This window comes from Streptomyces sp. Ac-502, assembly GCF_045222935.1.
Taxonomy (GTDB): Bacteria; Actinomycetota; Actinomycetes; order Streptomycetales; family Streptomycetaceae; genus Streptomyces; species Streptomyces monomycini.
Genome location: NZ_JBHFFO010000012.1, coordinates 88,944 through 111,115, shown reverse-complemented (window position 1 = coordinate 111,115; position 22,172 = coordinate 88,944). Strand labels below are relative to the sequence as shown.

General features: G+C 68.8%; 13 protein-coding genes and 1 pseudogene. 8 read left to right on the top strand and 6 right to left on the bottom strand.

The genetic code is table 11. The features are described 5' to 3' along the window. Nucleotides 1-90: 90 nt before the first annotated feature. The 4 genes and pseudogenes from ACEXOX_RS47345 to ACEXOX_RS47330 all read right to left on the bottom strand — a co-directional run bounded on the left by ACEXOX_RS47345 (nucleotide 91) and on the right by ACEXOX_RS47330 (nucleotide 6,604). Nucleotides 91-3,023: pseudogene (locus ACEXOX_RS47345) on the bottom strand (BTAD domain-containing putative transcriptional regulator). Nucleotides 3,024-3,425: 402 nt separating this feature from the next. Continuing rightward, nucleotides 3,426-4,346, bottom strand: coding sequence for a trypsin-like serine peptidase (locus tag ACEXOX_RS47340; RefSeq protein WP_406527151.1), 921 nt, complete (start codon nucleotides 4,344-4,346; stop codon nucleotides 3,426-3,428). A 286-nt stretch (nucleotides 4,347-4,632) separates the two neighbouring features. Further along, complete coding sequence (locus ACEXOX_RS47335) at nucleotides 4,633-5,475, bottom strand: hypothetical protein (RefSeq protein WP_406527150.1); 843 nt, start codon at nucleotides 5,473-5,475, stop codon at nucleotides 4,633-4,635. A 31-nt stretch (nucleotides 5,476-5,506) separates the two neighbouring features. Further along, nucleotides 5,507-6,604 (bottom strand): alpha/beta hydrolase, encoded by a 1,098-nt coding sequence (locus tag ACEXOX_RS47330; RefSeq protein WP_406527149.1) that lies wholly within the window; start codon nucleotides 6,602-6,604, stop codon nucleotides 5,507-5,509. Between the two features lie 188 nt (nucleotides 6,605-6,792). On the opposite strand from ACEXOX_RS47330, the gene ACEXOX_RS47325 reads away from it, so the two are divergent. Both ACEXOX_RS47325 and ACEXOX_RS47320 read left to right on the top strand, forming a co-directional pair. Further along, nucleotides 6,793-7,764 carry a LuxR C-terminal-related transcriptional regulator gene (locus ACEXOX_RS47325; protein ID WP_406527148.1) on the top strand — a complete coding sequence of 324 codons (972 nt, stop codon included), beginning with the start codon at nucleotides 6,793-6,795 and terminating at the stop codon, nucleotides 7,762-7,764. A gap of 648 nt (nucleotides 7,765-8,412) precedes the next feature. Continuing rightward, nucleotides 8,413-8,871, top strand: a complete 459-nt coding sequence (locus ACEXOX_RS47320) for a DUF6225 family protein (protein ID WP_406527147.1) — start codon at nucleotides 8,413-8,415, stop codon at nucleotides 8,869-8,871. A gap of 156 nt (nucleotides 8,872-9,027) precedes the next feature. Here the strand turns inward: ACEXOX_RS47320 and ACEXOX_RS47315 are convergent, their stop codons facing one another. Next, the gene (locus tag ACEXOX_RS47315) at nucleotides 9,028-9,450 is read right to left on the bottom strand and encodes a MarR family transcriptional regulator (RefSeq protein WP_406527146.1); all 423 of its coding nucleotides are present in this window, start codon (nucleotides 9,448-9,450) and stop codon (nucleotides 9,028-9,030) included. Continuing rightward, entirely contained in the window at nucleotides 9,447-10,145 is a 699-nt protein-coding gene (locus ACEXOX_RS47310; RefSeq protein WP_406527145.1) for a hypothetical protein, read from the bottom strand. The genes ACEXOX_RS47315 and ACEXOX_RS47310 overlap by 4 nt, the downstream gene beginning before the upstream one ends. Nucleotides 10,146-11,507: 1,362 nt before the next feature. Between ACEXOX_RS47310 and ACEXOX_RS47305 the strand changes: the two genes are divergently transcribed. From ACEXOX_RS47305 to ACEXOX_RS47280, 6 genes are all read left to right on the top strand, one after another. Then, nucleotides 11,508-14,849: an RHS repeat-associated core domain-containing protein gene (locus ACEXOX_RS47305; protein ID WP_406527144.1), complete on the top strand. Its 3,342-nt coding sequence runs from the start codon at nucleotides 11,508-11,510 to the stop codon at nucleotides 14,847-14,849. 701 nt (nucleotides 14,850-15,550) lie between these two features. Beyond that, nucleotides 15,551-15,739: a hypothetical protein gene (locus ACEXOX_RS47300; protein ID WP_406527143.1), complete on the top strand. Its 189-nt coding sequence runs from the start codon at nucleotides 15,551-15,553 to the stop codon at nucleotides 15,737-15,739. A 1,520-nt stretch (nucleotides 15,740-17,259) separates the two neighbouring features. Then, on the top strand, nucleotides 17,260-18,516 hold the full coding sequence (locus ACEXOX_RS47295) for a ParA family protein (protein WP_406527142.1): 1,257 nt from the start codon (nucleotides 17,260-17,262) through the stop codon (nucleotides 18,514-18,516). Further along, complete coding sequence (locus tag ACEXOX_RS47290) at nucleotides 18,513-19,595, top strand: ParB/RepB/Spo0J family partition protein (RefSeq protein WP_406527141.1); 1,083 nt, start codon at nucleotides 18,513-18,515, stop codon at nucleotides 19,593-19,595. The genes ACEXOX_RS47295 and ACEXOX_RS47290 overlap by 4 nt, the downstream gene beginning before the upstream one ends. Before the next feature lie 1,007 nt (nucleotides 19,596-20,602). After that, nucleotides 20,603-21,154 carry a DUF4262 domain-containing protein gene (locus tag ACEXOX_RS47285; protein WP_331788996.1) on the top strand — a complete coding sequence of 184 codons (552 nt, stop codon included), beginning with the start codon at nucleotides 20,603-20,605 and terminating at the stop codon, nucleotides 21,152-21,154. Nucleotides 21,155-21,613: 459 nt separating this feature from the next. Beyond that, nucleotides 21,614-22,006 (top strand): hypothetical protein, encoded by a 393-nt coding sequence (locus ACEXOX_RS47280; RefSeq protein WP_406527140.1) that lies wholly within the window; start codon nucleotides 21,614-21,616, stop codon nucleotides 22,004-22,006. Nucleotides 22,007-22,172: the final 166 nt, after the last annotated feature.

The following is a 22,172-nucleotide window of genomic DNA, read 5'->3' as shown; positions in this document are numbered from 1 at the left end:
TGCTGCGGGGGCACGAGGGCGCGCGTTTTGCTTCGTGATCAATGGGTGTTGCTAGCAGGGCCGTGGGGCCATGCGCAGCGATGAGGCCCTTCACACGTCCGCGTCGTTCACCGGTGCTGTTCTGTCCGTGGGCAGCAGCCTGCGTACGGCGGGTGCCTCCGGGGAGCCCAGGGTCTCGTATGTCTCCAGGGCTGTGTGCCAGCAGACGCGGGCGCGGTGCGTGTGTCCGGTCCGCTGGAGGGCGTGTCCGAGGACGGTGAGCGCGTTGGCGCGGGCCCATTGGCCGTTGGGGCATTGCAAGATGGCGAGAGCCTGTTCGGCCCGTCCCGCGGCCTGCGCCGGCCGGCCCGCGGCGAGGTGGGATTGCGCCATCCGCCAGTACGTCATCGCCTCCCACAGGCACTGCCTGCTGTCCTGGTAGATGGCTACGGCTTGGTCGAGTTGCCGCAAGGCGTCCTCCGGGCGCCCGGCCTGGGTCAGGGTCACGCCGAGTTCGTAGTGGCCGCCGGCCAGCCGCGTGGTCGCGCCGATTTCCCGGTACAGGGCCAGGCACTGCTCGGCCAGGCCGAGTCCTTCGGCGATGCGGCCGGTGTCCTGGTAGAGGCGAGCGAGGTTGCCCAGCGCGCTGGCGACGCTGCTCTGGGCTCCGTAGCTGCGAAAGGCGGCGAGCGCCTGCGTCAGGAGGGATTCCGCGTCTTCGTGGCGGCCCTGCTGACTCGCGATGATGCCGCTTTCGTTGAGGGCCTGGGAGGACAGGACGGGGTCCGCGCAGTGGCGCCGGAGCGCCATGGCGGCCTGCGCCTGCCGGTCCGCTTCCGCGAGGCGGCCGGCCATGATGTGGATGTGGGTCATGAGCAGGCGCAGCCGTCCCTCGGCGTGGGCGTCCTGTGCTTCCAGCGCGGCCGTCAGCAGGTGAAGGATCGTCTGCTCGTACTGCCGGGCGCCCGTACCCGAATCGGCCAGGTCCTTGGTCGCCAGCAGGAGGTCCGCGGCGCGGCGCAGCAGGGGCCCGCCGGCCGAGGCGCGGGCGCATGCCAGCAGGTTTCCGGCCTCCGTGTACAGCCACTCCAGGGCGCTTTCCCGGTCCTCGAAGGCCAGGCCCGGGTGCCGGGTGGGTGCAAGGTGGTCCAGCAGGGGTTCGCCGGGCCGGTTCATCGTGTACACGCGGGCGGCCGTGGCCAGGTAGTGGTCCAGCAGCCGTGACCGCGCCGCCTCGCACTGCTGCGGGGGTTCGTCGCGGTCGGCACGGGCACGGGCGTAGAGGCGCAGAAGGTCGTGGTAGCGGTAGCGGTCCGGCGCGGGGGATTCCAGCAGCGAGGCATCCACCAGGCACTCCAGCGTCTTCCTGGCCTCTTCGGTGCCCAGGCCGAGCAGGGCCGCGGCGGCGCCCAGGGAGATGTCCGGCCCGCACGGCAGCGCCACCAGCCGGAAAGCACGGGCCTGCCGGGCAGCGAGCTGCCCGTATCCCAGCTCGAAGGTGGCCTCGATGCCGAGGTCTCCGGCCTGGAGCTCCTGGAGACGGCGGCGTTCGTCGGCCAGTTTGCGCGCCAGGTCGGCGGCGGTCCAGGCGCGGCGTGCCACCAGGCGGGCGGCGGCGATCCGGATGGCCAGCGGCAGGCAGCCGCACGCCGCCACGACCTCCCGGGCGTCCTCGCCTCCTTCCCCGGTGATGCGGGTGAACAGGGCAAGGGCCTCTTGGGGCGGCATGGCGTCCAGGGCCACCACGTGTGCCCCCGGCAGGTGGGCCAGCCGGTTGCGGCTGGTGACCAGGACGGCACAGCCGTCCGTGCCCGGCAGCAGGGAGCGGACCTGGGCGGCGTCACGGGCGTTGTCCAGCAGGACCAGGACGCGGCGGCCGTCGAGTACGGAACGGTAGAGCGCGGCGCGCTCACCGACCCCCTCGGGGATGGCGCAGCCCGATACCCCCAGGGCCCGCAGGAGGGCGCCCAGTACGCTCTCCGGATCGGCCGGGCACGGTCCGCAGCCCCGAAGGTCGACGTACAGCTGCCCGTCCGGGAAGAAGGGCCGGAGCGCGTGCGCGACATGCACCGCCAGGGCGGTCTTGCCGACGCCACCGATCCCTGCGACCGCGCACACGGCCGGCCCGGCCCCCTCCTCGGGGCCAAGATGTGCGATCAGCTCTTCGACCAGCGCGGTCCGCCCGGTGAAGTCCCGGATGTCGTAGGGAAGCTGAGCCGGCCGGCACCGTGCCACTCCCCCACCGGCGTAGCCCGGGCGCGCCCCTTCGGGGGCGGGCAGGCGGGGATCGGCCCGCAGGATGCGTCGACGCAGTTCGCAGAGTTCCAGGGAAGGGGCGACGCCCCGTTCCTGGGCGAGCAGGCGCCGCATGTCGGCGTAGGCGGCCAAAGCCTCGGTCTGCCGCTTTCCGCGGTAGAGCGCGAGCATCAGGAGTTCCTGCAGTCGCTCGCGCAAGGGATGCCCGGCGGTCAGCGCCGTCAGTTCCGCCACCACCTCCGCGTGCCGCCCAGCCTCCAAGTCGAGAGCAAGACGAGTCTCCACCAGGCTCAGGCGCCGCTCTTCCAGGCGGGCGCGCCAGATCGCACCATACGGGCCCGGCACCCCGGCCAGCGGCTCACCGGCCCACAGCTTTAGGGCTTGGACCAGCAGTTCGCGGGCGCGCGCCGCGTCACCGGAGCGACGTGCCCGCTCGGCCTCGGCCGCGAGCCATTCGGCACGTGCCAGGTCGAACTCGCCTTCACCGACGTGTAACGCGTAGCCATCGGCCTCATTCATCAGCATGCCGGCGTCCGGACCCAAGGCCGTGCGCAGCCGGCCCACATCCTCGCGCAGGACGGCCATCGCGTCCGGCGGCGGGTTCTCCCCCACAGGGCACGGGCCAGCTCCACCGCCGAGATACCACGCCCGCCCTGCATCAACAGGACGGTGAGCAGCAGCCGTTGCCGCGGCGTACCGGTATCGAGCTGCTGTTCCCCGCGCCAGATTCCGGCCGGTCCCAGCACCGTGAACCACATGTGCCGCTCGTCCCCCGCAGCGCCGGCCATGGACGCCTCACATCCCGCAATCGGTGCTTCGGCTTCCCAGTCTTCCACGCGAGCACCCCGAAAACCACGTAAGGGCAGGCCACGTATGCGGAGCGTGGCTTGCTGAGGGGCTGGCGAGCAGGGCCCCGGACAGCTACCTCGCCGGACGCCCCCTGCGCGCCTCGATGATCTGGCTCAAGGGCGTCGAACGGGCCATCTATTGATCACGACTCAATACGCGCCCCAGTTATCGCCTCCGCGTCGGCCGGCTGTTCCTGCGCATCTGCAGGGAGTACAGGATCGCTGCGTTTCCAGTGGAAACGGACTCAAGGCTGAGCGCGGCGTCACCATCTCCGAATTACACGTCGGGAGCCTGCCAGGGCCTGAGTGGCTACCTGCACGGTGTCGGGCGTGCCGGCGGGCCTACGCCGGGCTCGCCGCCTGGGCGGCGTTGTAGACGGCCTGTTCCTCGGTGCCGAAGTGGGTGGCGCTCATGTTGGGGCCCTGGATCCAGCCGAGGATGCCGATGATCTGGGCGGGGTCGTCGTAGCGGGAGAAGACTCCGACCTGGAGGCCTGCTCCGGTGGTGGGGTCGAAGTTCTGCAGCAGGGCGCCGCCGCTGCAGCCGGGCGACTGTGCGCCGGCCATGACGTCGTTGTAGTAGACGGGGTCGTTGCGGGTGGTGCCCTGGGTGACCATGAGGCTGCGGCCGTCGAAGGTCCGCTGGAGCGGTGTGGGCACGTTGCCGGGGCGGTAGTAGTTGCGTTCGTTGATGGTCGGGTAGCCGAAGATGTGGTGGGTCTGGTTCTGCGGCTGGTTGAAGCCGACCTCCTGGCCTCCGGTGACCTCGCCGATCGGGCGCGGGTCGTCGGGGTTGGCGACCAGGACCGCGGCCATGTCGCGTCCCAGCAGCCAGTCGGCGCTCTGGCTCCAGGTGTTGGTGATCCACTGGCGGGTCACTCCCCAGACGCCGTAGGGGGCGATGTCCTTGCCGGGCAGCTGGGTGCTGGCGGGGTCGCGGGGCAGGCTGGCTCCGTTGAACCCCGGGACGAAGACCATGTTGGTGGCGACGACGTTGCCGAAGCCCACATTGAGCGGGGTGTGGATGCGCAGGCAGTGGGCGGCGGTCAGTACGACGCTGCGGTTGGCGCTGCTGACGACGTTGCCGGAGCACGAGGACGTCGAGACGGCGCCGGTCTCCACGTCCGTGTACTGCATGAAGATCTTTCCGGCGGTGCGGGAGACCAGTCCGTGCTTGCGCGGCCACGGCTTGCTCAGGTCGTCCCATCCGCCCGGCGGCGCGGCGGCGTCCTGGTCCTCGTTGTTGAGGCCGGCGTCGGCCATCTTCCCGAGGGTCCAGTACTCCACCTCGGCCCGGAGCCTTTTTGGTAGTCGGGGCCGGCCGGGACCAGCGGGCTGAGCTCGAAGGCGGGAACTGCGGCGTGTGCTGGGGGCGCCGCCGTGGTGAGCAGCGCGGCCACCAGTGCGAGCAGGCCGAGTACGGCGGTGAACACACGTCTGGACGGCATGGTGATGGGCAAGGCTCTCCCTCCTGGGGTGGTCCGTGGAGACGGATCCGGTGGATGACCTGAGCGGCTTTTTGCCCCGGCGGTGCTGTGCGGGGCGGGCCTTACGGGTTGGCGGTCACCTCGAAGCCCGCGCCGAAGACGCCGGCGGGGGCGGCGCGGTCGCGGGCGCGCAGGTCGGCGAGGATGTTGGCCGAGCTGGTGTACTCGAACGGCGGCAGGGACAAGGTGATCGCCTTGGTGATCCCGGCCCAGGGGCCGGACGCCTGGAAGTTGTTGTCCGGGGAGGGAAGCTCGGTTCCCGGCACGTGCCAGATGGCCGGGCCGCCCGAGTCACCGGTCAGGTTCGCAGCCGCGGACCGGTAGATGCCGCCGGTGTTGTCCATGATGGTTCCGAACCACACCCCCGTCTGGCCCGAGACGATGAGCTCGTTGTCGCCGGCGGCGAGCAGCCGCTCGGTGTCGAGTGCGGGGTGCGGGGCGTTCGGGCTGGCGGTCCCGCCGGGGACCTTCACCTCGCCGGTCTGCTTCAGGTAGGGGCCCTGCGAGGAGAGCGTCACCTGCGGAACCAGCTCGATGACCATGTAGTCCTTGGTCATGTGGCCGGTGCCCGAGCCCTCGGGGTCCTTGAAGTAGCGCACATACCCGATCGGGCCGAACCCGGTGTCCGCCCGGTCGTACACGGGCGCGATGTCCTCGGGGATCTCTCGGTCCGCGTGCGTACCGTCGGGGTCTTTGAGGCAGTGGCCCGCCGACACGGCGATGCGGTGGCCGTACTTGTCCGTGCCCACGGCACCGATCGTGCAGAAGGCGAACGGCAGCGATGGGCTGAAGAGAATCTGCATCCCGTTGTGGACGCGCTTGCCCGCCTCGGCCCGGGCGGCGCCGGCCGTCACGGTCCAGATGACCGCGAGGCTCAGCAGCAGAATGCCCAGTCGTCTGATCATGTGCGCAGTCCTGTCTGTCGGGAGCGGAAGGTCAGGCAGATGCCGCGAAGGCGGCTTCGAGCCGCGGGACGAAGTCCACGAGGTCCTGGGCCCAGCAGCCGCTGGTGTGGCCGCCGTCGCACGCGGTACCCCAGCCGGACCCGTCGCCGTAGTCCACGTAGTGCGCGGGATGCCCGAGGGCATCCAGACGCTCCTTGGCGTGCTGCGACGCCGACTGCACCCAGAACTCGGGCTCGGTGGCACTGCCCTTGCCGTTGCCGGTGTAGATCGACACGCCCGTCCCGGCCCGGGCCAGGACGTCCATGTGCGAGACCGGGTCCGCCTCGTTCCAGCGCCAGTCGGCGCCCAGGATCGGATACGGCGTGCCGAAGACGGCGTCGCTGGACACCGGGGGCCCGAAATCGAGGCTGCAGGTGGGGCTGGAACTGCCGCACAGCGGGGCGCCGACATTGGTGAGCGTGGCGACGACGGCCGCGCGCATGACGGCGTGGTTCATCGAAAGCTCATTGGCACCGGAGAGCGTGGCGACCTGGCTGAACAGACCGGGGTGCCGCTGGGCGTAGTGCAACGAGCCGAATCCGCCCATCGACAGGCCGGCGACAGCCCGCCCCTTCCTGTTCGCGGTGGTGCGCAGGTTGGCATCGATGAACGGGACCACCTGGCTGATGTGGAAGTTCTCCCAGTTCTGCGCGCCGGCGACGGTGCCCTGGTCGAGCCAGTTGGCATACCAGCCCCGTCGGCCGCCGTCCGGAATCACCGTGATCATCGACTGTGCCGCGGTGAGAGCGGGGTAGGCCAGGTTCGGGTTGCCCGGATCGTCGGACGCCCCGTGCAGGAAGTACAGCACCGGGTAGCGCTTTTCGGGGTGGTCGGCGTAGCCGCGGGGCAGCAGGATCCGGATGCGGTGCTCACCGGCGACCTCGGGCGTGGTCACGGTGATGACGAAGTTGGTGGCGGAGCCGGTGGCGCCGCCGACCTGGGTCAGGCCGAAACCGTCGTTCATCTCCGGCGGCTTCGGGCCCGCTGCCCCGGCAGAGGGGAACGGGGCGCCCAGGAGCAGGAGGGCTGCGGCCGCGGCGACGACTGCTGCCTTCGCACGCAGGAGCCGGGCGGGCAGAGCTGATTTCATCAGATGTCCTCGAGAAGAGGTGAAGGCCACGGGACGGATGGTTCAGCCGGTCACCGGGAATCACACCCCATTGCCCCGCGTGGCGCCATAGACCCGGGTGGCGCAGATGGGCCACTGGCGCCAGTGCGCTACGTACGCAGTACGCTCCGGAAGCCGGACGGTCCGGCCCGGTACGGCGAGGGGAAGTCGTGCACGACGTGCTGGACCCGCACTCCGACCGCGGACGGGTCTACCGGCTTCTGGTCAGTCACCCGCACGAGTCCGCCGCACGGCTGGCAGCCCGGACCGGCCTGAGCGAGACCGCCGTCCGCACGGTGCTCACAGAACTCGCCGCCGAAAACGTCGTCGTCACGACGGCCCCCGAGGCCGCAGATGCTTCCTGGGAAGCGGCACCGCCCACGCAGGTCATCGAGGCGCTGCTGCAGCGCGATGACGCCCTGCGCACAGCACTGCGCCAGACCGGCACCGAGCTGGAACGGCTCTACCGTCTCGCCAGGAAAGACGCCGGCCACTACGGCGCGCTGGAAGTCGTCGAGGACCCCGCGCGCCTCCTGGCGGTCAGCCGGCAGCTCCAGCAGTCGGCGCGCCACCAGATCCGGGTCATCGACGTGCCACCGTACTCCGGCACGTCCGAGCACTACCTCGCCCAGGAAACGCTGCAACGCGAACGCATGGCCGCCGGGGTCGTCTACCGTGCCATCTACCACAGCTCCGCGTTCGACGACCCCGTCGCGTGGCCCAACATGGCCCGCATGATCGAAGCGGGAGAGCAGGCGCGGGCCCTGGACACCCCGCCCCTGAAGCTGGCCCTCTGCGACAGCGATCTGGCGGTGGTCACCCTCGCCGCCGACGACCACTGCGGGATCGTGTCCCTCCTGATCCGCCCGTCCAGCCTGTTCCAGGCACTGTCCAATGTCTTCGAGACCCTGTGGAGACTCGCCGTTCCGGTCTCGGCAGCGGGCATCGGCACGCAGCTCGACTCCCGGGACCGCCAGATCCTGACCCTCATGGCCAGCGGCGCCACCGACGACGCGATCGCCCGGCACCTGGGAGTGGGCCGCCGCACCGTCGTACGACGCGTCTCCGCGCTCCTGAACCGGCTGGGCGCCACCACCCGTTTCCAGGCGGGAGTCCAGGCGGCGCGGCGCGGCTGGCTCTGAGGACGCCGGCGCCCAGCCGTCACCGGCCCTCCCCCGGTGAACAGGATCCGCGGTCCCGCCGGCACCGACCGGGCTCGGCGCCAGGCCTGCCGCGGAGCGGGAGGCCTGGCCAGCGCAGTAATCGTGAAGGCGGCGACCGGACAGAGCATGGCGTGCCGGAACGCGGTATCCGCATCGGCAGCGGGGCGTAGGAGACGAGTCCGGCGACGGGCACTGCGATGGATTTGCCGAGCTGCTGTGCTGCGGGCACCAGGCCGGAGACCGAACCGGCGGCGGGCCGTGCCGCCTGGCGTCCCGCCGCCGAGCCGGCGAGCCGCCAGGGCACCCGGACTGCGCCCGGCGGGGTATGGCCGCTGCCTCCCTGCGGAGGACGATCCACTGCCCTGCTTCTGTGACCGTGGATACAACAACGAAGCCCATACGTACACTTGTTGAGGAGGCTGGCAATGACAAAAACAGGAAAACGGGCAGGCCTCGGTTCCGCCGCCGTTGTGATCGGTGCCCTGGCGTTCATCGGGACCGCACAGCCGGCGCAGGCGGCCGGTCCCGTTCACCCCGCACACAGCGCGACGTCCGCAGCGCCGGGCCGGGCCCCGGCGGACACGCCGGACTCCTGGGAGCCGTACCTGACGCCCACATCCCACTCCGGTGGCCGGGAGGACTGCACCTACCCCGACTGTCAGTGAGCCTCGCCGACCCTTTCATTCGACCAGCCGCCCGGGAATCGCGCGGCGGCGACTCGACGGAAAGGGAGCGCCGGGTGTACCGCTGGGTAAGCCCAGCGGTACACGGGCGTGTTCGACGCCCGCAGAGGGAAGCACCGCTGGGATACTCCCGGCATGGCTGACACCATCACCCACGCCCCCCGAGCCGTGGACGGCCGGGCGTCTTCGCGAGGCCCTCAAGGACCTTGCCGATGACGCACCCATCTACATCGGAGTGGCCTCCGACCCCGGAGACTTCAACGGCTACCACGACCGGGTCCTGGCCGCCTACGAGCCCGTCGAGCTGCACTGGCCCGCAGCGGACGGAGAACCCGAGCGCACCGAAGTCCAGCACACCCTGTTCGCCGACTGGCCGGCCGGCACCTACGACGTACTGGACTGACGGCACAACACCCCATGCGCAGCCCCCTCCGCTCGCATCGAGATCGGACCGCGCCCGTCACACGGCCCCGCCGCCCCAGCGCAAAGACTCCGATAGAGCGCCGGCCCCAGGCGGGGCCACCGCGTAACGCCTGTCCTGCGTACCGGCGTCAGCTCATCAGGCGACGCGGAGCTTCTTGCGCCGTTCCAGCGCGAGTTTCTCGCGGTAGTCCTCGACGGCCTGGTGGTAGCGGGCCACGAAGGTCGGCTCGTCCAGGCGGTCGACGATGTCCATCGCGTCGATGGCGCGTTGGGCGTCGGAGAAGGACTCGTAGCCGGCGAGCATGGCGTTGATCCGGTAGACGCCGTTGCGCTGCTTGGTGACCAGCCGGGCGAGTATCAGCTCGCGCAGTGCGGAGGTGACGCTGGGACGGCTCAGCCGCAGCAGGGCCGCGATCTGGTTCTGCCCCATCTCGACCCGGCCGCCGGCCTCACTGCGGGACCTCAGGATGCACAGGACGCGGTAGGCCGTGCCCGGAAGGTCCAGCGCGGCGACCACGCCCTCGGCGTTGACCGGCGCGAACAGCAGACCTTTGCTCACTGTTCCTGCTCCTTCTCCCCCAGGGCCTCGAACCGCTGGCGCCGTTCCCGGCGCTTGGCGGCCCGTTCCTTGCGCAGCTCGTCGATGGCCTCGCGCATGTGCTGCAGAGACGGGTAACGCACCAGCTCGGGCAGGCTTCCTGCCCGCAGTTCCTTCAAGGCGTCCTGCTGATCCACCTGAACATACTCGGTCCGCCCCTCGGCACCGCGAATCAGTTCGGCCGCGACGTAGGAGTAGGGCGGGTTGAACTGGTAGACACCCGGCCGCCGCCGCAGCACGATGCCGTGCTGCATGATCTCCTGCAGTGCCGGGTTCACCTTCTGCCGGGGCACATCCAGGATCGCGGCCATGTCGTCCTGCGTCATGGGAATCTGGCCGCCGGCCCGCTGTCCGGCGATCAGCAGCAGGATCAGCCGCAGGGGCAGCGCCTCGCGGTAGTACTGGGCGATGACGAGCAAGAACTCCAGGCTGGCCATCGCGAACGCGTTGGGCCGTTCAGCACTGGAGTAGAACTCCAGCTTCTGGCGCCTGCGGCCGAGGGTCAGTTCCCGGTCGGGATGCCGGCGGGCCACCTCGTCCAGGTCCTTGATGGCCCGCAGCCGGGACCCGAAGGCCTGCAGCGGATCGTCCGGATCATTGTGGGCGGGGACGTGCGCAGGCTGGGCGGCACGACGGCGGCTCTGCGGCTCCGACACGGACGTTCTCCATATTTCAAGATCAGGACACGCAGCAACGTAGCAGAAGGTCAGCCCCTCTGACCTCCAGGTCGGCATTACTGACCTCCGGCGCGTCGTGTGTCACCCCAGGGGTGACATCGTCCCTGCCGGAAATCCCGGGGAGGCTCGGTCGCCGGAAACCGCGAACACCGGCACCGCCACCCCCATAAGTCAGCCTTCCTGACCTCTCGGACTTCCTGAACGTCGGCAGACCTGACCTTCTCGCCCCTTCCTGTCTCCTCAGAAGGGACGCGGGAAGAGGCCGATGTCCCCTCACAGGCGACACAACAGACACTCCTGCAGCGCTCTGACCTGCAGAAACGTCATCTCTCCCCTATCTGATGTCATCAGGTCACCCGGACACGGCCCCGGACATGGCTGAGGCCGCTTCGGGTGCGGCTCCGAGGACCGCGCCCCGGCAGTGGGCGGCACCAGCGGTGCTGAGTCCCGGTCAGTGCCGACCGTGACGAACAAGCACCAAAAGGCCTGGCTGGTGTAGGCGCATGGTTCCGCCGCACGGCCCTTGGGGGCCGTGCGGCTTCGGTACCTCCGCACCTGACACTGCGTGCGCGCCCCGTCCCAACACCCGTTCTGTGGCGCAGGTTCGCAACGGGGCACACAAGCTCCCCTGCTCTTCGGCACCTTGGCTGCCTGCACGCCCCAACCGGGCACCGGCGAGCCTGGCCTCCGAAGCAGGTACGGCGAAGCGCGCACAAGCCTGCGCCGACTCTGCCGAGCCTGCTGGCCGTCGGTGCTCACCGGGCGCTTACTACTCCCCCGCGGTCGCCCGGACCGCGTACTGCCCGCACGGCACAGCGTGACGCCCGGTCGCATCCCGTACCTGGACGTAGGTATGGACGGCCACCGGCTCCGTGAGCGGCGTTCATCAGCTGGTAGTGGCCAGCCGGGAGTCGAAGATCCAGAAGTCTTGTGCGGACAGCCCGACGCGATCGGCATCTTCGCGAGACGGGCAGCGGATCACTTCGCTCAGGCACTGACACTCAGGCTCCTGTGAAACCGGGCGCCTGGACCAGCACGTGGCCCGAAGGGTTCGCCCAGTGGTGACCTGCGGGGGTGGAAGCTGGGCATCCGCAGTGATGTTCTAGCCGTCATCCCGCAGGACCCTGCCACCTGTGCCCTGTGCGTTCCATGCCGATGGCATAAACGACCTGGGTAAACCGGTGCGGGAGACGGCTGGAACTGGCTGCCTGGCCTGGGCGTTCCGGGGAACAGCAGGATTTCTGTGAGTGTCCTGTGACAGTTTGTGCGGTCCCGGTGGCCAGTGGGGCTACCGCGGCTTTTCTTCCGTGGGGGAAGATGACGCACTTACGTGCCACGGGCATGCCGCTTCGGCGTGCCCGCAGACAGACGCGCCTGACCGTGACCGCCGCCGCCACCGCCGCCGCCCTCGCAGCAGGGATACTGCCGGCACTGGCCGCACCGCCCCACCCCCAGACCCAGGGTTCAGCCTGGGGTGAGCATGGGCGGGCGGCGATGCCCGCGGTCAAGCCGGGTGTGAACCGCCCGCCGACGTCCCACGCGCAGGCTGCCCCGTCGCAGGGGCAGCGTGCCTGGGGCCTGCGCCAGCAGAAACGTCTCGCCGGCCACAGCACTCCCCCGGCTCCGGCGGTGCGGCCATCGGCCGGTGTGACGTCGTTCGTGCCCGAAGGGCAGGGCGCGGTGCCCTGGCACCAGATCGACGACTTCCGCGTCACCGACGCGCTGGTGGGCCGGATCGACTACTCGACCGGCAACCTGATGCTGGCCGCCACTGACTTCGACATCGCCGGAGTGGGCCAGAAGCTGCAGCTGACGCGGACCTACAACTCGCTGCCCGGCCCGTACGGGATGGTGTCCACCCCGTGGTGGCAGGGCTACGAGCGGTGGCTGGACACCTTCTACACCGGCGAGGTGATCTGGTACGACGCCACCGGCGCCACCGTCCGCTTCACCAAAAACGCCGACGGCACCTTCACCACCCCCGTCGGCTACTCCCGCGACCTGGTCAAGAACGCGGACGGCTCCTTCACCCTGACCGACCGCAAGTCCGGGTCGAAGGAGACCTACGACGCCCACGGCTCGCTGACGAAGGTCACCGACCGCAACCACGGCGTCATCACCATCGAGCGCCACAAGACCAGCGACGGCGCATCCACGGGCTTCAAGGTCACCGAGACGCGCTCCGGCCGCTTCATCGACCTGGTCAAGGCAGATGCGACGCACTGGAAGGCCACCGACAACGCGGGCCGCACCGTCGCCTACGAACTCGACGACAAGGGGCACCTGCTCCGTACGACCGACGCCGAGGACCACACCACCACCTTCGGCTACGACGGCAGTGACCGTCTGGAGAAGATCACCACGGCGGAGTCGCGGGCCACCGTCTTCACCTACGACGACCTGGGCCGCGTCACCTCCATGCGCCGCTTCAAAGAGAACGGCGGCACCGGCGAAGACGCCCCGACCCACCTGTACACCTACTCCAACAAGGACTCCGCCACCGCCGCGGGCAGCACCACCGTCACCGACCCACGCGGCTACCGGACGGTGTATACGCACACTGCCGACGGGGAGGTCACCAAGGTCACCGATCCGTACGACAAGTCCCGCTCCAGGACGTACAAGAACCACCTGACGCAGACCGCGACCGACGCGATGGGCAGCGGCACCACCCCAGGCAACGTCACCACCTACGGCTGGGACACCCGCAACAACCCCACCTCGCTGAAGCTGCCCACCGGCGCCACCTCCGCCCTCGCGGGCTACCAAACGGTCGCCGGCGCCGACCTGCCGGGCACGCTGACCACCGCGGACGGCGAGAAGAGCACCTACAAGTACGACACCAACGGCAACCCGGAAAGCATCGCGGTGACCGGCACCGGCGGCGGCCACCAGTACTTCACCCACAACAAGACCACCCCCACCTGCGGCGGCTTCGAGGGTCAGCGCTGCAGCGTCAACGACGGCCGCAACCAGGACGCCACCAAGACCACCTTCCATTACGACGCGAAAGGCAACCTGGAGAAGGCCACCCCGCCCGCGCAGATCAAACCCACCACCTACACCTACGACCCGCTCGGCCGCCCCAAGACCGTCACCGACGGCCGCGGCACCAGGACCACCTACACCTACGACGACCGCGACCGCATCACCGAAGTCACCAGCCCCACCACCAAGGTCACCTACCGCTACGACGGCGACGGCAACCTGCGCGAGCGCACCGACGCCACCGGCACCGTGACCTACCAGTTCGACGCACTCAGCCGCGAGACCGTCCGCACCCTGCAGGACAAGTCCCAGACCGTCCTGGCCTACGACGCGGCCGGCAACGTCGAGATTTACACCGACCCCACCGGGAAGACGGTCTACACCTGGGACAAGGCCAATCGCCTCGATACCCTCACCGACCCCACCGGCAAAACCACCCGCTACGAGTACGACAACAACGGCTTCCGCACCAAGACCACCTACCCCGGCGGCACCGTCCAGAAGGTCACCCCTGACAAGTCCAGCCGCCCCGAACACATCACCGCCGCCTCCCCCAAAGGCACCCTGACCGACCTCATCTACACCTACCGCTACGGCACCGACAACAAGACCGACGGCAGCAAGATCCGCACCGTGACCAACAAGACGGACGGCACCTACACCGCCTACACCTACGACAGCGCCGGCCGCACCTCCTACACCAACGAGACCAAGAACGGCACCTCCACCGGCGCCTGGCAGTACTGCTACGACCAGGCCGGCAACCTCACCTCCCTCGGCGCCGCGCACACGTGCCCCGGCAGCACCACCTTCACCGTCAACGCGGCCTCCCAGATCACCGCCCGCAGCGCCCACCCCAAGCCCTGGACCTACGACGGCGCCGGCAACGAGACCAACGCCGAGGCCACCCGCACCGACGAGAGCTGGACCGACTTCTCCCAGCTCGCCTCCATCACCACCGGCGGCACCACCCACGACGCCGCGTACGGCTCGACCGACAACAGCGAGCGCACCCGCCTCGGTGACACCGTCTTCCACAACGGGCCCTTGGGCCTGGCCGGGCAGACCACCGGCGGCACGGACACCGGATTCGTCCGCGAGCCGCGGGGCACACTCAACTCCATGAACCGTGGGGGCGAGTCCTACTACTACCTCACCGACGCCCTCGGCTCCGTCGTCGGTCTCGCCGACGAGACCGGCGCGAAGGTCAACAGCTACGGCTACAGCCCCCGGGGCGTCGCCCGCGCCGCCAATACCGAACAGGTCCCCCAGCCCTACCGGTTCGCAGGCGGCTATCAAGACCCCACCGGCCTCTACCACCTCGGCGCCCGCTACTACGACCCCAGCGTCGGCCGCTTCACCCAGCCTGACCCCTCCGGCCAGGAGAAGAACCCCTACCTCTACGCCGAAGGCGACCCCGTGAACCGCATCGACCCGGGCGGCCTCAGCTTCCTCGGAGAGATCACGGGCGCCGTCGCCGGCACCGTTGCCAGCACCCTGTTCGACGGAGTAGTGGGACCGGTCGCTGGCGGAGCAGCCGGAGGCTGTCTTGGAGGCGTCATCACAGCCGCCATCGACGGGGAATCCAAAACGGAGGCCTGCCTTAAGCAGGGAGCCATCGGCGCCGCCACCGGCGGAGCGGGAGCAGCCCTCAAGGCCGGAAAGGCCGCGTATACAGCCTCACGGCAACGCTGACAGACAGCGAACCTGCAGCTCCTGTGTTCAGGACAACAGTGCTTGGGTGGGAGCGCGTCGCGCTCCCACCCGTCCCGAGATTGGACAGACATGAAGAGCTACCCGGCAAGGCTGGCGGTCTTCCTGCTCGGCTTCGGAGCCTTGGCCGCGGTGATGTGGCCAATCATTCTCTGGATGGACGGTCTTCCATACGCTGGGAGAGTTCCCGTGGGACTCGGCCTGCTGGCTGTCCTGTTCACTTACATGATCTTGATTGGGAGATGGGCCAACAAGGGACGAAAAAAACCCCGCCCCCCTCACTGACGGAATCGGGACGCCTCAGGAAGTAGCCTCGCGCCCGCCTGGGCGGCCTGAGGCCTTGTTCGTCCCAACGCCCTGCTTCCAGATGTGCGCCGGAAGCAGGGCGTTTCCATACCCGGGATCGGGCCGCCAACAGTGCCCTGGGCGAGGCAGGGAGTTCGCAGGCTGCTCTCCGCCCCACCCAACGCCTTTCTGCGGCCGAGGGCGTGAGGAGCCATGACCGTCTCCTCACGGCACCAAGCACTCGATCCTCGAGAGGTGGCGATGCTGACAGCCTGAGGCGGAGCACCGTATGGGGGCTGAGCCCGAGCGGACCGCTGTCCAGTTCACCGGTGCGGCGATCACAGTCGCTGCCTATGCCCAGAAAAGAGGGAAACGACATGCCGCGCCTTGGAATGTCCATGGAGCAGCAGGCGTCCGTCAAACGCCTTTTCCTGTTCGGCTCGATCTTGGCCGCCATCGGTGTCGTGCTGGGTATCGTCCTCGGCATCAACGGCAACATCGGCGGATGGCTCCTGTGCGTCCTCATCGCACTTATCTGGGGAACCGCCGCGCTGTTCCTGAGGATGACGAAGGCAGAGCGGCCGTAGGCACGACGATCGTCCTGCCCCGTAGGCGTAGGGCTGACAGCGCGGCCACCGGTGCTCCGCTGCCAGACAACCGTGGTGCGGAGCAGCCGCACCGGCGGAGCTCCTGCCGTACTCGGAGTTGCTGAACCCCGGGGCGTCTGGGACTCAAGGCTTCTGCGGTGCCTGCAGGGACCAGACAGATCGAGCTCCGGCGGGCCTCTGCCCACCCTCTGCGTACGAGGGCTCTTCGCGGTCTCCTATTACGGCGTAATAGGAGACCGCGAAGAGCCCGGGAGTTGGGGCCTGTGACATCCCGGCGCGATGTGAGCGGGAACCCGACCGGTTCTGTCACCCTTTTCACGGCGGCAGTGACCGTCGTGACGCTCCACGCAGAGAGGCGGCACGTACCGCCCAGGGCGGACCGTCGAGCAGCAAGCACGTCCGACGGTAGCGTCGCTGCATCATCGCTCTTGCCCCCGGCGCCGCCCTGGCTTCCTTCCTCAGTGGCGGCGGCAACGCTGCAGGGCGTCGCGCATGCGGCTTCGCCATCCTCAGCACGCGGCTTCCGCTGCCTTCACGGAACAGCGGGCTGGATGAGTACGTGAACGGTGCCGACGTTGCCGTTCGGCACCGCACCCTTACGTACCCCCTGATGAGTCTCCGGCCGGAGACGCCACCCGTACCGGAGGGCGAATGAGACGAGCGGCTATTACGGCGTAATACGTCAGTGTCCTGTCCCGGGTAAGCCTGGATGAAGCAAGCCCCTGGCCTTCGGTGCCCAAGTCAGGTGAAACGCAGGTTCTGAGCCTGTCCCCCGATCTCCAGGCATCAAGCCCGGGCGCGTCTTCGAGGCGTCGGGGTGCCGGGGTCAGGCCAGAAGCCGGATGCCGGAAGACTGCATGTCGGTAGCGAGCGGTTCTGTGCAGTGAGCGCAGACTTGCGCGAGCGGGCGGACGGTGTTGCTCTGGATGTTGAAGGATCCTGTCTGCAGTGCTTGTGGGCAGGAGTAGTCGGCGTGCAGGCGGACCCAGCCAGTCAGTGCGGTGCCGGGCCGGTCTCGTCCGGCCTCGTGGAATGGTGCCCACCAGTGGTCGATGAGCGAGCGAAGTAGCCAGCCGGTCCTGACCGTGGGCGACATCGAAGCCGCTTATGCGGGCAGCGGTGGGGTGCTCCGTTCCCTGGTCGCCCGCCAGTGCAGGTTGTGGAACTGCTCGCTCTGGCGGCGGGAGTCCGGCCGGGCATCCGCAGATTCCACATACCGTCATCGCGGCGGCTTCAGCCAACCGTTCGTCCAGGGGCGTCAGCGAAGCAGGCGGCAGTACCGAGCGAGACAAGCATGACCGGGACACCACGGCAGTTGCCTGCAAAGGAGCGGGACTGCCCAGGTTGCACGAGGGCACGACGGGAGGGGAGAGACCAGCCGTACCGGAAGAGCGAATGTGGCGACCGGCCTATTACGGCGTAATACGTCAGAGTGGTGAACGACCTTAGCTAACGTGTCGGTGTGTCAGGAGCGCTCTGGCGTTAGTAAGGTATCGGCCATGACCTCCCCAACCTCCTCCGACCGCGAAAAGGTCGTGTCCAAGCTGCCGGGTCACATGCGGCACAACCTCAAGATCCGCTCCGCCCAGCACGGCATCGAGATCCAGACCGCGGTCGAGCAAGCGATCACCGCCTGGCGTGCCCTCGCCTCACTCCCCCAGCAGGTCGACACCACCAACGCGGACTCGTTCTCCACCTGGCTGCCGGAAGGCCAGTGGGACGAGTTCAAGGACAGCTGCAATGACCGTCGTGTCTCCCTGATCCAGGGCCTCGCCCAGTCCGTACAGCTGTGGCTCGACGCCAACCCCGCCCCCGACATCGAGCGCCCCATCCACCCCCGACGCCGCGTCGTGTGCAACCAGAAGGGCGGCGTCGGCAAGACCGCCGTCGCGGCCGGCCTCGGCGAGGCACTCTCCGAAGACCGCGACGCCCTGCACCCGGTGCGCATCTCCAAGCACCTCGCGGCCCTCCTGCAGGAACCGGGCAAGAAACTGCCGGGCAAGACGAACGACCCCCTCGAAGTGGAGGAACTGCCCGGACCGGGAAAGCGGGTGCTGCTCGTCGACTTCGACCCGCAGCGCCACCTGACCAAGCAGCTGGGCCAGGAAGAGATCCCGATGGACAGCGAAAGCCTGTCCAAGCACATGAGCGGTGAGGCCAAGGGCGACATCAAGGACCTCGTCGTGCCGATCGCCGACGACCGGTTCGGCGGCCGCCTGGATCTCCTGCCCGGCTGCCAGGACGGCTTCCTCCTGGACGTCGCGCTGTCCAAGGTGCGCTTCCGGGAGGCGGCCCTCGAACGGGCCCTGGCCCCTCTGGAAGCCGATTACGACGAAATCATCATCGACTGCCCGCCCAGCCTCGGGCTGAGCATGGACACCGCCATCTACTACGGCCGGCGCCGCGAAGAGGAACCGTCCGGCTCCTCCGGTGTCCTCATCGTCGTCCAGGCCGAGGACAGTTCCGCCGACGCCTACGACCTGCTGGTCGCGCAGATCGAGGACCTGCGCGACGACATGGGCATCGAAATCGACTACCTCGGCATCGTGGTCAACCTTTACGACCCCCGCCGCGGCTACGTCGCCACCTCCTCCCTCCAGGCCTGGTTCGACATCAAGGACCCACGCGTGGTCGCCGTCATCGGGGACCTCACCGAACAGCGCAAGGCCGTCCGCCTCAAGCAGCCGCTTCTGTCGTACGCGCCACGCAGCGAGCAAGCGGTCACCATGCGCGCCCTCGCCCGGGAGATCTCATGAGCCGCGTCGCGGACCAGCTCGGGACCGGCACCTCGTTCGGCAACGCCCGGCCGATCAGCCGGCGCCGGGCCGCCGTCGCCGCGGCGACCGGGGCCCCCACGGAAGGCGTCGCGCCACCGGCCAGACTCGCCCCGGAGCTGATCAGCCTCAACCCGGACAACCCCCGGGAGGCTCTCGGTGATCTGACCGACTTGGCCAGCAGCCTGAGGGATCACGGCCAGAAGGTAGCGGTCACGGTGATGCACCGGGACGCGTACGAGGCGGCCAATCCCGACAAGGCCGGAGGCATCGAAGACGGCACCACCTATGTGGCCGTCGACGGCAGCAGCCGTGTGGCCGCTGCCCGGGAAGCCGGCTTGGCCGAGCTCAAGGTGATGGTCGACGACACCCAAGGCAGCACAGCAGACGAACTGCTGGAGTCCGCCCTGGTCGCGAACATCCACCGCAAGGACCTGGCTCCCATGGAGGAGGCCAGGGCCCTTGAACGCCTGATGGAGATCCACCAGTCCCAAGGAGCCCTGGCGCAGCGGCTGCACCGCTCTCAGGCGTGGGTCTCCCAGCGGCTTGCCCTGCTGGACCTGGCCCCGGAACTGCAAGACCGTATCGGCAAGGAGCCCATCGAGCTGCTACGCGCCGTGGGCAAGAAGCCAGTCGGGGAGCAGCAGACCGAACTGGAGAAGCTGAAGGAGGAACGAGCCCGCAAGGCCAGCGAGAAGCCGGCACGCAAGAAGCCCGGCCGCAAGCGCAAAGAGCCCCCGGCTCCGCAGGCAGCTGACGCCGGAAGCCCAGCTCCTGACTCCCGTGAGAAGCGCGCCTCCTCCGCCACCCCCGCCAGCGGGGATGCCTCTGGCTATTACGGCGTAATAGACGGCCAGGAGCCGAGCGAGACGCAGCACGGGGCCGAGGACGTACCGAAGCCACGCTCCGAGAGCACGACGGTGGATCTGGTCTCGGAGATGCCGTGGGGGAGTGGTGCGGCGATGGCAGCCCTGGTCATGGAGCGGATGCTCCCCGCGGAGATCGAAGAGCTGATGCTCCGCCTCATCGACCGCGGCGCCGAGCCCCGCAGGAACGCGTGAAGCGTGACTCGACGCCTGGGGCGATAGCGTCCGGCAGGGACTGCTCATGGGGAAGCCCGGTGACACCCATCTGGGGACTGTCACCGGGCTTCCCCATGAGTGCCGGGCCCCTTGGTTGTCCTCGCACCGGCTGGCCACTGCTCAGATGCTTTTCCTCGCCCAGGCGCTGTCCGCATACGAAGTCGCCTGCCCCCTTCCGGCCTGTCCGGATCGGATCATCTCTTGGCGATGGCAGACGAGATCTCCGTCGACGAGTGCGGGATTTCTCGAAGAGCAGGGGAGTTGCTTCCTTCGAAGAGGTTCCGCAGCCGGACGGCGAACCGGGCACGCAGCAGCGTCAGTAGTCGTCCCGGTGCCGAGGCACTGCGGGCTCCGGAACTCCGGAGGTGGAGCCGAGCTTCGTAAAGAGCCCCTTGCGGAACGTCTTCGCTACGGCGCCCAGGGACGAGCCGAAGAGGGTATGTGGCGGAGGTACACAGTCGAGAGAGCTTGCCAGGGCCACGAGCAGGAAGATCGCCTCGGTCCTTGAGGCGGACTCGTACCATGCGAGCCCCCACCGGCGGACAAGGGCCGGTGACCGACTCGCCACGTTGAGTCTGGGCTCGTGGGACTGGCCCCCTGTCCTGGGCCCACACCAGGTGCTGACTCTGGCTGCGCATGCCCGAGCCTGTTCTTCGGCTCGATTCGCCGCCTGCTGACGCTGCTCGTCGAGAGCGCCGACGGCATACGCACCGCCCCAGGAGTTTCAGCGGCGGAGCGGCGCATGGCCGGACGAGGTTGAGGCAGAGGGACGTCGAATCCGAGTGTGCTACGGGACTGCTGAGGAGGGGGTGTGAGCGTCGGACACCAGGCGTTAGAGCTGTGGCCGGATTCGCGGCGGCGGTGTCACTCTCCGGGGACTCGGCGCAGATCTTGGGGAGCGGCCGGAGAGCAACCGGTTGTTCGGTCCGTGGGCCGGACACGAGCCCGGCTGCTCGGCCCATATGCTCTCCCCGTAGCCTCCGCGTATGACTGGTGATCCCTTCACGTGCCGGTGTGTCCTCTGCCACGACTACGGCGACCGTGCCGCGGCAGACCGGCTGGACCTGGCGGTCATCGACAATGTGCTGCAGCACGGCTGGCACGTCGTCATGGTTCCCGAAGACGAGCTCGGTCCGGGGTTCGCCTACACGATCGGCCTGGCGCATACCCATGGTGCACCCGAACTCGCGGTGTTCGGCCTCAGCGATGTCCACGCGATGCACGCCCTGCTCAACGCCCTCGGACGCAGGGCGGCCTTGGGCGCCTCGCTTCGGGACGGCCAGCATCATCAAGGTGTTGCCGACGGCCGCCAAGTCGCCCTCAGGAACGCCGACCTTCGCTGGTACCGGACGTTTTTCGGGCGGGCCATCAGCTTCTATCGGCGGCCTCCCTTCACCGTCCTCCAAGTTGCGTGGTCCGACGCCGGAGGCCGCTTTCACTGGGAAAGTCCGGCCGAGCAGGGGCACCGAGAATCACAGCCTCAACTGTGGCTGCCACCACAGGAGCACCCCGTCGGCGTCTGGACTTCCGAACTCTGACGCACCTGCCAGGCAGGGACCGCAGAGGCACTGAAGCGGGAGTCCTCTTGCGAAGCAGTTCGAACGCGGCACGTCCGTGGAAGGGACAGCGGGCACTGGGCGGGGGCGACGAGGCATCATCACTGCGCGGCTGGGCGAGTGAGGTAACGCCTGAAAGGTGGCCGATTTCCGCGACTCAGCCGGCCCCGCTTCCGGACGGCACCAGTGATGTCACACGCTCCACCGACCGCCCGGGCCGACCTCGAGATCACCAAACGGAGGCATTCTCCGTTACTTCGCTGAGAACGATCCTAAGGAAGGCCATCAGAACTATCCGAAGGCCCCCGCCGCTGTGACTGAACATCCGATGCGGCCCCGAGCGTTTGATCCAGCCGGGGAGCGTCGCGGTCGGCCCACGGCAGCGCCGGTGCGCCTCGTCAGCGATTTTGCCCGTCCGGGACGCTGAGTGATCCTGACCGTATGCACCATGCACTCACCCATTGGGACAGCCCTTTCATCAACTTCAAGGACTTCGGCTTCCCGGACGGACGAGGCCACGGATTCCGGTGGGTGCACATCAAGCGCTTCCACCTGCCGTCCGGCTCGCCGACCGACGAGCACCTGCTGACCGCCCTGATCGCTCACCCGGAGTTCCGGGACACCTACGACGGAGCCGGCGTCTGGCTCGAACCACGCCACGGACAGTGGTGGGCGGACCGGATCACTCCTGGCACCTACGCGGCCATCGGCCCGTCGAGCGCGGCCGCCACGATGCACACGTGGGCCACCAGCGGTGTCCCACTTCCCCCAGGACTGGACGCGAAGCTTCGCGAGGCGGTCTACACCCCCATCCGCCAGGCGACGAGCCGCTAAGCGCTCGGAGCCCTCCCCGAGGACGCACACCACGACTACGGCCCCATCCACATCGAGTTTCATGAACTCGTGCTTCGACCGCCGCCTCGGCACCCTCACCCTCCTCCTAGCCGCCGACGACTGAGACGGCTGCTGCGACCGCGCCTCCAGGGCAGCCTACGCGTCG

Bases quoted from the DNA above. Each gene is read 5' to 3' on its own strand.
- ACEXOX_RS47285 (WP_331788996.1), top strand. From the start codon at position 20,603: ATGACTGGTGATCCCTTCACGTGCCGGTGTGTCCTCTGCCACGACTAC.
- ACEXOX_RS47335 (WP_406527150.1), bottom strand. From the start codon at position 5,475: ATGATCAGACGACTGGGCATTCTGCTGCTGAGCCTCGCGGTCATCTGG.
- ACEXOX_RS47280 (WP_406527140.1), top strand. From the start codon at position 21,614: ATGCACCATGCACTCACCCATTGGGACAGCCCTTTCATCAACTTCAAG.
- ACEXOX_RS47340 (WP_406527151.1), bottom strand. From the start codon at position 4,346: ATGGCCGACGCCGGCCTCAACAACGAGGACCAGGACGCCGCCGCGCCG.
- ACEXOX_RS47330 (WP_406527149.1), bottom strand. From the start codon at position 6,604: ATGAAATCAGCTCTGCCCGCCCGGCTCCTGCGTGCGAAGGCAGCAGTC.
- ACEXOX_RS47305 (WP_406527144.1), top strand. From the start codon at position 11,508: ATGCCGCTTCGGCGTGCCCGCAGACAGACGCGCCTGACCGTGACCGCC.
- ACEXOX_RS47290 (WP_406527141.1), top strand. From the start codon at position 18,513: ATGAGCCGCGTCGCGGACCAGCTCGGGACCGGCACCTCGTTCGGCAAC.
- ACEXOX_RS47295 (WP_406527142.1), top strand. From the start codon at position 17,260: ATGACCTCCCCAACCTCCTCCGACCGCGAAAAGGTCGTGTCCAAGCTG.
- ACEXOX_RS47300 (WP_406527143.1), top strand. From the start codon at position 15,551: ATGGAGCAGCAGGCGTCCGTCAAACGCCTTTTCCTGTTCGGCTCGATC.